Origin of the sequence: Pantoea sp. USMM079 (assembly GCF_037153115.1) — a bacterium.
GTDB classification, from domain to species: Bacteria; Pseudomonadota; Gammaproteobacteria; order Enterobacterales; family Enterobacteriaceae; genus Pantoea; species Pantoea communis.
This window is the reverse complement of the sequence record NZ_JBBCKX010000034.1, coordinates 20718-33583: the sequence shown is the minus strand read 5'-3', so window position 1 is coordinate 33583 and position 12866 is coordinate 20718. Positions and strand designations below refer to the sequence as shown.

12 protein-coding genes are annotated in these 12866 nt (G+C 55.3%); 6 read left to right on the top strand and 6 right to left on the bottom strand.

Features of this window, described 5'->3' with window-relative positions; genetic code table 11:
* Positions 1-6: 6 nt before the first annotated feature.
* From WFP70_RS25300 to WFP70_RS25285, 4 genes are all read right to left on the bottom strand, one after another.
* Complete coding sequence (locus WFP70_RS25300) at positions 7-726, bottom strand: ABC transporter permease (RefSeq protein ID WP_045816766.1); 720 nt, start codon at positions 724-726, stop codon at positions 7-9.
* A gap of 12 nt (positions 727-738) precedes the next feature.
* Positions 739-1587 carry a transporter substrate-binding domain-containing protein gene (locus tag WFP70_RS25295; RefSeq protein WP_230599012.1) on the bottom strand — a complete coding sequence of 283 codons (849 nt, stop codon included), beginning with the start codon at positions 1585-1587 and terminating at the stop codon, positions 739-741.
* A gap of 21 nt (positions 1588-1608) precedes the next feature.
* Entirely contained in the window at positions 1609-2796 is a 1188-nt protein-coding gene (locus WFP70_RS25290; protein WP_337024778.1) for a M20 metallopeptidase family protein, read from the bottom strand.
* Between the two features lie 276 nt (positions 2797-3072).
* Positions 3073-3960, bottom strand: coding sequence for a LysR substrate-binding domain-containing protein (locus WFP70_RS25285; protein WP_337024777.1), 888 nt, complete (start codon positions 3958-3960; stop codon positions 3073-3075).
* A 107-nt stretch (positions 3961-4067) separates the two neighbouring features.
* On the opposite strand from WFP70_RS25285, the gene WFP70_RS25280 reads away from it, so the two are divergent.
* Together WFP70_RS25280 and WFP70_RS25275 are read left to right on the top strand one after the other, a co-directional pair.
* A complete protein-coding gene (locus WFP70_RS25280; RefSeq protein WP_337024776.1) occupies positions 4068-4772 on the top strand; it encodes an SDR family oxidoreductase in 705 nt (234 codons plus the stop codon).
* Between the two features lie 194 nt (positions 4773-4966).
* The gene (locus WFP70_RS25275) at positions 4967-5098 is read left to right on the top strand and encodes a hypothetical protein (protein WP_255464748.1); all 132 of its coding nucleotides are present in this window, start codon (positions 4967-4969) and stop codon (positions 5096-5098) included.
* A 1-nt stretch (position 5099) separates the two neighbouring features.
* Here WFP70_RS25275 and WFP70_RS25270 read toward each other — a convergent pair whose 3' ends face one another.
* Positions 5100-6032 (bottom strand): AraC family transcriptional regulator, encoded by a 933-nt coding sequence (locus WFP70_RS25270; protein WP_034822295.1) that lies wholly within the window; start codon positions 6030-6032, stop codon positions 5100-5102.
* A 160-nt stretch (positions 6033-6192) separates the two neighbouring features.
* Between WFP70_RS25270 and WFP70_RS25265 the strand changes: the two genes are divergently transcribed.
* Positions 6193-6924, top strand: a complete 732-nt coding sequence (locus WFP70_RS25265; protein ID WP_337024775.1) for an SDR family oxidoreductase — start codon at positions 6193-6195, stop codon at positions 6922-6924.
* A 21-nt stretch (positions 6925-6945) separates the two neighbouring features.
* Here WFP70_RS25265 and WFP70_RS25260 read toward each other — a convergent pair whose 3' ends face one another.
* On the bottom strand, positions 6946-7728 hold the full coding sequence (locus WFP70_RS25260; protein WP_230599014.1) for an AraC family transcriptional regulator: 783 nt from the start codon (positions 7726-7728) through the stop codon (positions 6946-6948).
* A 159-nt stretch (positions 7729-7887) separates the two neighbouring features.
* On the opposite strand from WFP70_RS25260, the gene WFP70_RS25255 reads away from it, so the two are divergent.
* The 3 genes from WFP70_RS25255 to fhuB are packed head-to-tail and all read left to right on the top strand — an operon-like array spanning position 7888 to position 12859.
* Positions 7888-10017: a TonB-dependent siderophore receptor gene (locus tag WFP70_RS25255; RefSeq protein WP_337024774.1), complete on the top strand. Its 2130-nt coding sequence runs from the start codon at positions 7888-7890 to the stop codon at positions 10015-10017.
* On the top strand, positions 9963-10883 hold the full coding sequence (locus WFP70_RS25250) for an ABC transporter substrate-binding protein (RefSeq protein ID WP_337024773.1): 921 nt from the start codon (positions 9963-9965) through the stop codon (positions 10881-10883). Before WFP70_RS25255 ends, WFP70_RS25250 begins: the two co-directional genes overlap by 55 nt.
* On the top strand, positions 10880-12859 hold the full coding sequence (gene fhuB, locus WFP70_RS25245) for a Fe(3+)-hydroxamate ABC transporter permease FhuB (protein WP_337024772.1): 1980 nt from the start codon (positions 10880-10882) through the stop codon (positions 12857-12859). The genes WFP70_RS25250 and fhuB overlap by 4 nt, the downstream gene beginning before the upstream one ends.
* Positions 12860-12866: the final 7 nt, after the last annotated feature.

Genomic DNA, 12866 nt, shown 5'->3' with positions numbered 1-12866 from the left:
GGCTCCTTACAACCGCGCGCGTTGTTGCCCGCGCATGGCCACTTTTTCCACATAGCGGAAAACAAAATCGGAACAGGTGGTGATGATCAGGTAGATCACCGCGCCAACGCTGTAAAAGAAAAACGGCATTTGCGTGGAGTTGGATGCAGTGGAAATCTGGTTCATGGTTTCCACTAAGCCGGTGACGGAAACCAGTGCAGACTCTTTGATCACTGATTGCCATTGATTCCCCATGCCTGGCAGCGCGGTGCGAAGCGCCTGCGGCACGATCATGCGACGAAACAACATCAGTCGTCCCATACCTGTCACCGTAGCCGCTTCCAGCGTGCCTTTCGGGATGGCGTAAAATGCGCCACGAAACACACCACTCTGGTAAGCGCCAGAGATCAATCCGATGGCGATAGCCCCGGCGACAAAACCGTTAACATCAAACGGCCCCTGCATGCCTAATGTTTCCCCGACGAAGGAGACCACCTGGCGTCCGCCGAAGTAAAACAAATAGATCACCAGCAGTTCAGGGACGCCGCGAAACAGCGTGATATAGCCATTAGCGAGGCGCTGTTGCCAGCGCGCGCCACCTATTTGCATCCAACAGAGTAGGCTGCCGAGCACTGCGCCCAGCAGCCATGCACACAAAGAAACGGTGACGGTCACCGTGGCGGCGTCAAGCAAGACGCCGCCCCAGCCTTCGTCACCAAAACCTAACAATTGCCAGTCAATAGTCATAAGCGCTTAGCATTACTCCGCAGGCGCGACGTTCTCGCCGAACCATTTTTCTGATAGCTGTTTCAGCGTGCCATCTTTGATCATTGAAACTAAAGCCGTATCCAGCGCCGCTTTGAGCTCCGGGTTGTTCTTCTGAATGGCAATCGCTGAACCCTGCCCTAACACGCCGCCGGAGAAGCCGTAACCGGTGCTGTTCACGGTATCGGTGTGTTTTTTCACATAGGCATTCAGGTTGGTGCGTGACGCCATTACCGCATCAACGCGACCGTTAAGCAGGTCAGCAAAAGTTTCCGGGCCAGCCTGATAGGTGCGGATGGTGGCAACGTCAGCCAGATATTTGTTGAGGAAATCAGCCTGAATAGTCGCGACCTGCACCGCGATGGTTTTACCTTTGAATTTCGCTTTCAGCGCATCGATAGCTTTCGTCATGCCCGCCTCATCACCCGCCTGAACGACTTCACCGTTACCCGGCAAAGTATCTACAGCGCTACCTTTCAGGGTCACAAAACCAGACACGCTCACAGTGTACTGATGGGTGAAATCCACCACTTCTTCACGTTTAGGCGTGACGGTTACAGCATCAATAACCGCGTCATATTTGCCATCGACCAGGCCCGGGATCATGCCAGACCATTTCTGCGCCACGATTTCATATTTGAAGCCTGCACGTTTCGCCAGTTCCGCCACCATATCGGGCTCATAGCCAACAATCTTGCCGCTCGGCGTAGACTGGTTGAACGGAGGATAAGCCGCTTCGGTTGCGAATTTCAGTGTGCCAAAATCTTTTGCCTGCACCAGTGCAGAAGTTGCCAGCAGCAACAGGCCAGCGGAAGCGGTAAACAGCCCTTTACGCATCATCATAAAACCTCAGAGTTCATTATTTTAGGAGAGTAAATCGATGGCTAAACGGGCTAATGCCTGAGTGCCTGTATGAATGCTGCGTTCGTCGGGTTGATAATCCGAATTATGCAGATGATCGTCGCGTCCCGGCGCACCGGATCCAATATGAATCTGGCAACCTGGCGCCCGCTCGGTAAACAGGGAGAAGTCCTCCGCGCCAAAACTGGCACTTGGTTTCGCCACAATCGGCTTACCAAACTGGTGCGACAAAATGGGTTCGAGCACATCGATCAGCGCATCATCATTCATTAACGGGGGCACGCCGCGCTGATAGTTGACATCAATGCGTGTATTCAGCGAAAGCGCCACGCCGGCACAGATACGCTTAAAAGCGTGCTCAATATGCGCGCGTGACTCAGGTGATTTCGCCCGCACGGTGCCCTGAATCAGGCAGCTATCGGAAATGATGTTGTGCGTCGAGCCACCGTGAATATGGCCTATGGTTAACACCGCAGAATGCGCCGGATCGAGCTCACGTGAAATGATAGTTTGCAGTTGGTTGATGAGATTCACTGCTGCAATAATGGGGTCGGTTCCCATATGTGGGCGCGCAGCATGAGTGGATTTGCCGTGGACGACGACATCAAATTCGTCACTGGAAGCGGTACTGGCACCGCGCGTCAGCGCAATTTCACCTGCTGCCAGCTCGGGCTTGTTATGCAGAGTGATCGCCAGATCCACGCCCTCAGCCACGCCATCAGCAATCATCGCCTCGGCGCCACTTTCAGGCGTCTCTTCGGCTGGCTGGAAAATCAGCCGGGCCGTGCCTTTTAACTGGCTGCGATATTGCGCAACAATCGCCGCCACACCCAGCAGTGTCGCCGTATGGATATCGTGGCCGCAGGCATGCATTTTACCGGGATAGGTGCTGCTAAACGGTAAACCGGTCTGTTCCTGAATCGGCAGCGCGTCCATATCGGCGCGGATCAGAATGGTTTTGCCGGGCTGTTCGCCCACAATATCCACCACCACGCCGGTTTTGCCGACGCCCGTTTGTGGTGACAGGCCAAGGCGCAACAGTTCTTGCTCGACGATATGCGCGGTACGAATTGTGTCAAATCCGAGTTCGGGGTGCGCGTGAATATCACGGCGGATGGCAATCAGGTGCGCTTCCATGCTTTCGCTTTTGGCGCTGATGTCCCTGGCTAAAACATCTTTAAGGTCGGTCATAATTGCATTGATCTTTTCAGGCTGACGCCTGGCCTTTATGGCATTTTTATGATGATTGACCTCGTATTTATTCACAGCCATAGCAGGATTGCAACGCGCATTGCTAATGGTTACTTGCTGAAATATCGTGATATTTTGCTAATCCACTGCGTTTGCAGGATAAAAGCCCGGGTTTGCATCTTCAGTCAGTTATAACATTCATAATCCACATGAGATCATCAGAATTACTGATTTTGTGATTGAACAAAAACGGAGCATTTTTTCGGCTACATACAGCTATTTTATTTGCTCAAGCAACCACGCACGCACGGCCTGTACGCTCGTGTGTTCACGTGGACGATGGGGAGAGACCAGATACCAGCCCGCGTCAACGTTCATTCGCTGAGGAAACGCGGGCACCAGACGACCGCGAGCAAGATCGTTTTCGACAAAATGCGGACTGGTGAGGGCAATGCCCTGCCCGCTGACCGCCGCCTCTAAGGCCAGTGCAGTCTGGTTAAAACGCAAATGATGCTGATGGTGTAGCCTGTTGTGCGGGAAAAGATAAGAGAGAAACACTGGCCAAAGATGGTGCCCGTCATGCAGCAAAGCATAGCGCTCAAAGCTATCCCGATCCTGCGGATCGCCCAACCCAGCCAATAAATCCGGACTCACCACTGCCAATACGCTTTGACTGAACAGCAGCGTGGCATCCAGCCCTGCCCCAAACGGAGGACGACCATAACGCACCGCCAGATCAACCCCTTCGTGATGAAACTGCACCAATCTTTCTGAGGCCAGTACACGAAGGTCAATATCCGGCCACGCGGCGGTAAAGGCCGGTAAGCGAGGCAGCATCCAGCGGCTGGCAAAAGTTGGCGTGACACTCAAGGTCAGGTGATCCGGTTCGGGTCGCAAAGCACGTGTGGCCTCATCGATCAACTCAAACGCCTGACGGACACTCACCGCATAACCTGCACCCGCTGCGGTTAACGCCAAAGTCCGTGGCAGCCGTTCGAACAGTTTCAGCCCCAGGCTGCTCTCCAGCCCACGAATTTGCTGTGCCACCGCGCCCTGAGTGACGCCAAGCTCTTCAGCAGCGAGGCGAAAATTGAGATGACGCGTCACCGCTTCGAATACTTTCAACGCATTAAGCGGCGGTAGCGTGGGAAACCCCTGACCCATCCTGTAGTTTTCCTATCGTCAATTGCGAATCAGACTGACTCTCTGCAACCGAATTTAGCCCCTATACTGCAATAAATCGACTTCTAATCTTGAAAAGGATACGAATTATGACAGTAGAAAAAGTCGCAGTGATTGTGGCAGGCGGTAGCGGCATGGGTGCCGCAGCAGCAGAAAAACTGGCAGCGGATGGCTATAAGGTTGCGATCCTTTCCTCCTCTGGCAAAGGGGAAGCGCTGGCTGACCGATTAGGCGGATTAGGTATCACCGGGTCCAACCAGTCAGTGGATGACTTACAAAAACTGGTTGAGGCGACGATGGCGCGGTGGGGTCGCATTGATGTGCTGGTCAATAGCGCCGGACATGGGCCGCGTGCCCCGATACTGGAACTGAGTGATGATGACTGGCAGCGCGGCATGGAGACTTATTTCCTGAACGTGGTGCGCGCAGCACGTCTGGTGACGCCTATCATCCAGAAACAGGGCGGCGGCAGCATTATCAACATCTCTTCCGCCTGGACGTTCGAACCCACAGACATGTTCCCAACTTCAGCGGTTTTCCGCGCCGGACTCGCCTCATTCACTAAAATTTTCGCTGACGCTTACGCAGTGGATAACATTCGCATCAACAACGTGTTACCGGGCTGGATCGACAGTCTGCCGAAAAGTGATGAGCGTCGTGATAGTGTGCCACTTAAACGCTATGGCACGGCAGAAGAAGTCGCCGCCACCATCGCGTTCCTCGCCTCACCCGGCGCGGCCTACATCACCGCTCAGAACATTCGTGTTGATGGGGGCGTCACCCACAGCGTGTAAAACCGTTGTCTCCAGCCGCGTGAAGTCCCTTTCTGCGCGGCTGGAGGCCCCTCTCCCACTTTCGTCCCTCGCACAAACAAGACTGGTCTCGTCGATCGTAGTTTAAGAAATAGTCAGAATGTTCCTATCCGCTGCCAGACCTTTCTGAACGCAGCCACTCCATATCCGATTAAACATTCTGACCCGAGGTTTCTATGCAAACGATTTTTCGTGCACGCATCCATGCGCTTTTCAATCCTGAACGCCATCAGATCTGGCAATGGATGCTGACAGGCTGTGCCCTGTTTTGGATTGTGGCGGTGATTGCCGTGATGGGTATTCGTTAAGTTAATGTGCCTGTAGTCGCCCGGTTAATTGCTCAGGCGGCAGCAGTTCAAATGCCCTTTTCATCACCCTCGCTTCTTCTGCCGGGCTGCGACCAAACAGACGTTTGAACTCGCGATTAAACTGGGAATCACTCTCATATCCCACTCGCGCCGCGGCACCGGCGGCGGTCAAATTATCGCGAATCATCATCAAACGAGCCTGATGCAAACGTAGCGATTTAAGGTATTGAATCGGAGACGTTTGCGTCACCGTTTTAAAATGCAGATGGAAACGCGGCACGCTCATCCCCGCTTCGTTCGCCAGGTGAGGTACATCCAATGGCTGCTGCCAGTCAGCATGAATACGCTGCAGTGCACGGGCAATGCGGCCAAAATGGCCCTGATAGGTCAGCGCCGCGCGCACCGCCCCGCCTTGTTCGCCCATCAATATACGAAAGCAGATCTCCTCTACGCGCGCGGGTCCCAGCACTTTAGCCTCCAGTGGATCACTGAGCGCCTCCAGTAATCGCAACGTGCTTTCTGCCAGCACATCATTAATCGGCGTAGAGATAATCCCTGCTGGTGGTACCGTGACCGCCGTATCAGCTTCGGCAAGTTGTGCCACTAACCGCGCGATCATCGTAGCATCCAGACGGATTGCTATCCCCAGCAGTGGCTCTTCAGAAGTTGCTTCGGTCTCGGCAGAAAAGGGCAACGGCACTGACAGCACCAGATAATGCTGTGCGTCATAGCGATACATTTTATCGGCGAGAAAGGCGCGTTTCGATCCCTGGCAAATAATGATGATGCTGGGCTCATACAGCACCGGCGTGCGCGCCCATTGTTGGTCCGCACGCATAAAGCGCACGCTCTCCAGTAAGGATTCGGTATAGCCTTCCTGACGTGCCAACTGACGTAACAGGTGGCAGGTTTGCTGTTTTACCGTGTTCGACATAGATAGCGTTCCAGAGAGAGGTTCAGGCAAAGCATAGCCATTTCATTCAGTGATGCACAATGGCGGCGAGAGAATCAGGCAAACATTCGCCACAATCCGGTCTGTTGCGCCCGGCTGACTTTTTCAACAATAGCCTCGTCAATTACACGAGGAACTCACCATGAACTTCAACCAAAAAGTTATTTTGTTGACCGGTGCCAGCAGCGGGATCGGTGAAGGCATTGCCCGTCATCTGGCCGAGCAAGGGCATAAACTGGTGCTGGGTGCGCGCCGTACCGATCGACTGGCAAACTTGCGCGATGAATTACACCGTGAAGGTGCCAGCGTGGATTTTCTCGCAACAGATGTCACACAGCGCAGTGACACGCAAAAGCTGGCGGATTTCGCGCTGGATAAACATGGACGCATTGATGTGATGATCAACAACGCTGGCGTTATGCCACTCTCGCCGATGAGTTCAATGAAAGTTGAAGAGTGGGATTTGATGCTGGACGTCAACGTTCGCGGCGTGTTGTACGGGATCGCTGCGGTGCTGCCCACCATGCAGGCACAGCGCATGGGGCATATTATTAATATCGCTTCTGTAGGAGCGTTAACGGTTTCCCCCACCGCCGCGGTTTACTGCGCAACCAAATATGCAGTTCGCGCCATTTCCGATGGTTTGCGCCAGGAATCGCGTGAGCTGCGCGTCACGGTAATCAACCCCGGCGTGGTGGAATCTGAACTGGCAGACAGCATCAGCGATAGCGTGGCGCGCGAGGCGATGAAAAGCTATCGACAGATTGCACTCAAGCCCGAGGCTATCGCCAGGGCGGTAAGCTGGGCCATCGATCAGCCTGGCGAAGTCGACGTTAACGAAATCACCGTGCGCCCTACTGCCAGTGGGCATTGAGGGAAAATATCCCTGGCGATTTCAGGCTGAAATTCGCAGAAATCGCTGTGGTGTTTCACCCATCAAACGGCGGAACATCGAGATAAAGGCGCTGGGGCTTTGGTAGCCAAGTTGGTTGGCGGTGCGCAAAACCGTCTGCCCTTGCGCCAATTGCACCAGTGCCTCTGAGAGACGTAACTGCTGGCGCCATTGAGTAAAGGTGATACCGGTTTGCTCGCGGAACAGGCGGGCCAGCGTGCGCGAACTGGCACCGACGCGCTGGCCCCACTCTTCAAGCGTATCGCCGCTGGCCGGGGTCGCCAGTAGCTGCTGGCAAATGTTGAGTAAACGGCGGTCGCTGGGCAACGGCAGATTGCACACCGGACCGTCCGAGGCACGGCGGATCTCATCCAGTAACAGCGGTGAGATCAGATCTACACGCGCGAGGTCGGGCTGCGGTTGCAACTCGATCTCCACCAGCGTCTGCATCAACACCTGTAATAGCGGCGAGATCAACATGCTACGCGCCTGCGGCCAAAACGCCCGCGCCAGTTTGGGATCGAGATACAAACTCGCACTGCGGATATCGCTCAGCGCGGTCAACGCGTGCGGTACACTGCCCGGCAGCCAAAGCGCACGACCGGGTGTCAATGTCCAGGAAGCGGTTTGCGTCTGCACGCGCATCACACCCTGCAAACAGAGCACCAGTTGCGCCACTTCATGCGCGTGCCAGCGCTCTTCACGACCAGCCTGATAATGCATTTCGCGCGTGGCGAGTAATGGCAGTGCTGGCGTCATTTCCGCCGCAAGTGGTTTCTGCAACACCCTTTCACCCAATCCCGTTAAATTGCCGATTGATGTCTGCTCTGCGTTATTTGCGATTCAGAAGATGCAAACCCGCCAGCAGGACGCTATCAAATAAGATAGTAATGATTATCATTTGTATCACTATTTGGGGCCATTGGAACATATCGGGGAAAATAAATGCCGGGTCATCGCACCTTTAAGCGCAAGCCACTGAGCGTATTGCTGCTGATGCTAATCAGCAGCACATCAGGTTGGGCTGCTGATAATTATAACAATTCGAACGCCACACTCACCGTGACAGCCAACAGTGTCGATAGCGATAGCGCAGATGCCGACAGCTGGAATCAGGTGGCGAAGAAAGCAGATTCTGTCACAAAAAGCACGCGGCCGATTATCGAAACGCCACAAAGCATCTCGGTGATCACCCAGGAACAAATGGCTTCGCAGGCGGCATTGAATGTGCCACAAGCACTGCGTTACAACGCAGGAATTGGTGCCGAAGGCGGCGGTGCAGATTATCGTTTTGACGACATCTATATCCGTGGTTTTGCCGCTGATGAATACCTGGATGGCCTGCGCCTGCCAACGGTGACTTACTGGTCGCGTCCGAATTACGACACTTTCCTGCTGGATCGCGTTGAGGTGGTCAAAGGCCCGAGTTCAGTGACATTCGGCCAGGCGAGTCCCGGTGGCGTGATTAACCTGATGAGTAAGCGCCCGACCGCGGAGCCTATTCACCAGATTTTTGTCAGCACCGGCAGTCATAATCTGTTCGAAACCGGACTCGATCTCTCCGGCGCACTGGATAACGATGAACACTGGCTGGGCCGCATCACCGGGACCTGGTCACGTAATGACACGCAAGTCGATTACACCAAATACAAACATTACGATATCGCGCCCGCGTTGACCTGGCAGCCAAATGACGACACGCGCCTGACGTTACTTGGCCAATTCCGCAAAGATCCTTACACCGGTTTTTACAACCAATTGCCACTGGAAGGCAGCCTTGTAAAACTTGCGCAGGGCAATTTCTCTGACAAATTCTACGGCGGTCAGCCCGGCTTCGACTATTACCGTCGTGAGCAGGCCAGCATCGGCTATGACTTCATGCACAAGTTCGATGACGTCTGGAGCGTACATCAAAACCTGCGCTATCTGCATACCAGCAGCGATTATCAGATGGTCTATCCCACCGCGACCATCACCGATGGATCAGCCACGGTGAGTCGCGACAGCATGCGGGTGATCGAGTCATTTAACGCCTTTGATGTGGATACCAACCTGCAAGGCAATCTCGATACCGGCGCCATCAATCACGCGCTGACGTTGGGTGTCGATTTTGTGCATGACGATTTGCGGCAGAACAGCGGTTACGGCAGCGCGTCAGATATCAGCTATCTCAATCCGGACTACAGTACCCCAGTAGAATCGCCATCGATCGATTATCACAGTCGCTCTTTCATGACCCAGCAAGGTATCTATCTGCAGGACAGCATGAAGTGGAACAACTGGGTGCTAAATCTGGGTGGCCGTTATGACAAAGCGCAAACGCGAAGCCAGAACTGGGTCAGTGGCACGCGCACTGAGCTGAATGATTACGCCACCACCGGCCGTGCCGGTTTGCTGTATCACTTTAATAACGGCATTGCGCCTTATATCAGCTACGGTACGTCGTTCCAGCCGCAGGCGGGTACCTCGTTTGGCGGCGATCCGTTTAAACCGACCAAAGGCAAACAGTCGGAAGTCGGGATTAAGTATCAGCCAAACGGCTTTAATGCGCTGTTCAGTGCGGCCCTGTATGACCTGCGCCAAACCAACGTGTTGACCGCCGATCCGGATCACACCAACTACTCAGTACAGACCGGCGAAATCCGTTCACAGGGATTAGAACTGGAAGCGAAAGCCAATATCACATCTCGCTGGCTGGTGAATGCCTCTTATGCACTGACTAACCCGAAAGTGTTGTCAGCCAATGATGATACGCAAGGTAAGCAACCGGTATCGATTGCCCGCCAGACTGCTGCGCTCTGGACCGAATATGCGCTACCGGGTGTATTGGATGGCCTGACGATTGGCGGCGGCGGTCGATACGTGGGCACCAGCTATGCCACCAGCGACAACAGCCTGAAAGTGCCGGCTGCGATGATCTACGACGCGATGATGCGCTATCGCTGGCAGGATTGGCAGCTTGGTCTGAATCTGCAAAACCTGACCGATAAACAGTACCTCAGCAACTGTAACGATCTGGGTTGTCACTTTGGCTTACGCCGTCAATTGATCGCCACGGTGAGTTATCAGTGGTGATCCGTCGTCGAACACTGATTAAGGGCGCGCTGGCAGGCGCGGCCCTTTTTTCGTTTCCGCTGCAGGCAAAAACGACGCCGCGCTGGGTGATCCTCGATTGGGGGATCACCGAAATGGCTCTGCTGTTGGGCATCACGCCGGTTGGCGTTGCCGCCCCCGACTGGTATCGCCGCCTGTTTAGCCAGCCTCCGCTTCCCGAGCAGGTCGCCGACGTGGGTTTGTTATTTCAACCCAATTACGAAACCTTGTTTGAATTGCGACCTGACACATTGCTAGTCACGCCAGCACACCGTATGGCTGAAGCACAACTATCCCGCATTGCCCCGTTATCCTACTTTTCGACAAGTGGCCCCCATCCGTGGCAACAGGCGCAGCAGAATCTGCATGCGCTGGCACAGCTGGCCGGTCTCCGCACACGCGCTGACCAAGTCATGGCAGGCTTACTGCAACGCCTCGAGAGTGCGCGACAGCAAGCCGTTCGCTTCAAAGACAAACCCATCTATTTACTGCATCCACTGGATACCCTGCATGTGCTGGCTTTGGGCGCGGGAAGTCTGTTTACTGACGTGCTGGGTTTACTTGACCTGCCCCACCACACGCCGTTTGCGGTGGGCGCTCAGGGCTATGCCACGCTGGAACTGGAGCAACTCACGCAGTTGCCGCCCGGCTGGCTGGCGCTGCTGCCTTCCTGGCCGGAAATTGATCTCAACCCCGTATTGCAATCTCCGTTGTGGCATACCCTCACGCGATCGGATGGGCATCGGTTGCTGGAGTTACCGGATGGACTTTCAACGGAAGGAGGCGTGCTCACCGCCGTGCGTTTCGCCGAAGCGCTGGTCAAGGCGTTAAACGAGGCAAATCCATGAATCGCCATCCCGCCTCACTGACGCTTTTACTGTTTGCAGTTGCGCTGATTCTATGTCTTGAGCAGCTGGCGCACCAATTGCCGTGGCACGATGCCTGGCAAGCGCTGCACCACACCGCAATGCCCACGCTGGCACAACAGGTCTTCACGCTGATGTGGTTACCTCGTCAGGGTATGGCGATTTTATGTGGTCTGGCGTTGGGCTTTACCGGCGTGGTAATGCAGCAGGCGCTGCGCAATCCGTTAGCCGAACCGATGACGCTGGGCATTGCTTCCGGCGCAACCTTAGCGCTTTCCCTCACCACCTTGATGGCACCTGCATGGCTGCTGCTGGGGCGAGAATGGATTGCGCTCAGTGGAGCGATCGTCGCCTTTGCGCTGGTCTTTCTGCTTAGTGTACGTCAGGGGTTTACCCCGCTGGCGTTAACGCTCGCGGGTATGCTGGTGAACCTGTATTGCGGTGCCGCCAATCTGCTGTTGTCGATCATTTACGATCGTTCGCTGTCCGCCGTGTTTATCTGGGGTGGCGGCTCTCTCGCGCAAGAGAATGCACACGCATTGGGATGGCTATTGCCGCGCGTACTGATCGCTGCCATTCCCGTGCTGCTGATCATGCGCCCTTTACGCCTGCTGGCGCTGGATGAGCGGGTTACCCACTCAATCGGTTTGCCTGCAGGATGGGTGCGAGGGATTGCGATAATGTCTGCGTTGCTGATGAGCAGCCTGGTGATCAGTGTGGTGGGCGTCATCGGTTTTATCGCGCTTGCTGCGCCACACCTGGCGGCACTGGCGGGCGCGAAAAGCCTGCGCCAGAAGCTTCTCTGGTCACCGCTGCTGGCCGCCGGTTTACTGTGGCTCACCGATCAGTGGGTCAGTCGCCTCAATGGTATTGATGGCTTGCTGCTCCCCACCGGCATGATGACCGCGCTGGCAGGTGCGCCGCTGTTACTGTGGTTTTTGCCGCGCCTGCGCCATCTTTTCCAACCTGATGTGAACGAGCCTCAACCTGCTCCCTTCCCGGCGCGGAGCTTTACACGCCTGCCTGTACTTGCTCTCTTTGTGGTGATGCTGATTGTCGCGCTTGCCTTTGCTCATGGGGTCAACGGCTGGCGCTGGAATTCCATTACTGAGATCCAGGTGATGTTGCCATTTCGCCTGCCGCGCTTGCTGGCCGCCATCGCCGCCGGCGTGCTGCTGGCAGCTGCAGGGGTGATTTTGCAACGTATCAGCCGTAATCTGATGGCCAGCCCAGAGTTGCTCGGCATCGGTGCCGGTGCCTCATTGGGTATTACGGTGCAACTGTTACTTTGGCCGATGGCAGCGATGCCGGTGATGATTGCCAGTAGTGCGGCAGGTGCGCTGATCACACTGGGGATAACATTGTGGCAGGCGCGCAAATATGCCCTCAATCCACAACGCATGTTGCTGAGCGGGCTGGCCATTACTGCGCTGTTCCAGTCCGTTGCCGCCATTGTTATCAGCAACAACGGTATGGCTGCTGCGATGCTGCGCCAGCTGATGACCGGATCCACCTATTACGTCAGCACACCCATCGCCATGATAGCTTTCACCCTGGCCCTGTTACTGCTGGCACTCACTCCCCTGCTGCGGCGAGCGATGCTGCTTTTGCCACTGCAGGGAATTCCCTCCTCGCTTGGGCTGAACGTGACTCAATCCCGGTTATTGCTGATGCTGCTGGCCGCGTCGATGACCGGCGTTGCCACCTTAATTGTTGGGCCACTGTCGTTTATCGGCTTACTTGGTCCGCAACTGGCCCGCCAGCTGGGCGCGCGTAAACCCATGGAACAGATGCTGTTTGCCGCGGTGATCGCCGCCATTTTAATGATGCTGGCTGATTGGGCCGGCAGCAACCTGCTGTATCCACGGCAAATTCCTGCCGGCCTGATGGCAACCCTGATGGGTGGACCATGGCTGGCATTGCTGCTGTGGCGGCCGTTGGATAGCACAAACTCATAGGGGATGA

Excerpts from the sequence above, each read along its gene's own strand:
- WFP70_RS25265 (WP_337024775.1), top strand. The coding sequence starts at position 6,193 with ATGAACTTCAACCAAAAAGTTATTTTGTTGACCGGTGCCAGCAGCGGG.
- WFP70_RS25270 (WP_034822295.1), bottom strand. The coding sequence starts at position 6,032 with ATGTCGAACACGGTAAAACAGCAAACCTGCCACCTGTTACGTCAGTTG.
- fhuB (WP_337024772.1), top strand. The coding sequence starts at position 10,880 with ATGAATCGCCATCCCGCCTCACTGACGCTTTTACTGTTTGCAGTTGCG.
- WFP70_RS25275 (WP_255464748.1), top strand. The coding sequence starts at position 4,967 with ATGCAAACGATTTTTCGTGCACGCATCCATGCGCTTTTCAATCCTGAA.
- WFP70_RS25280 (WP_337024776.1), top strand. The coding sequence starts at position 4,068 with ATGACAGTAGAAAAAGTCGCAGTGATTGTGGCAGGCGGTAGCGGCATG.
- WFP70_RS25255 (WP_337024774.1), top strand. The coding sequence starts at position 7,888 with ATGCCGGGTCATCGCACCTTTAAGCGCAAGCCACTGAGCGTATTGCTG.
- WFP70_RS25290 (WP_337024778.1), bottom strand. The coding sequence starts at position 2,796 with ATGACCGACCTTAAAGATGTTTTAGCCAGGGACATCAGCGCCAAAAGC.
- WFP70_RS25295 (WP_230599012.1), bottom strand. The coding sequence starts at position 1,587 with ATGATGATGCGTAAAGGGCTGTTTACCGCTTCCGCTGGCCTGTTGCTG.
- WFP70_RS25285 (WP_337024777.1), bottom strand. The coding sequence starts at position 3,960 with ATGGGTCAGGGGTTTCCCACGCTACCGCCGCTTAATGCGTTGAAAGTA.
- WFP70_RS25300 (WP_045816766.1), bottom strand. The coding sequence starts at position 726 with ATGACTATTGACTGGCAATTGTTAGGTTTTGGTGACGAAGGCTGGGGC.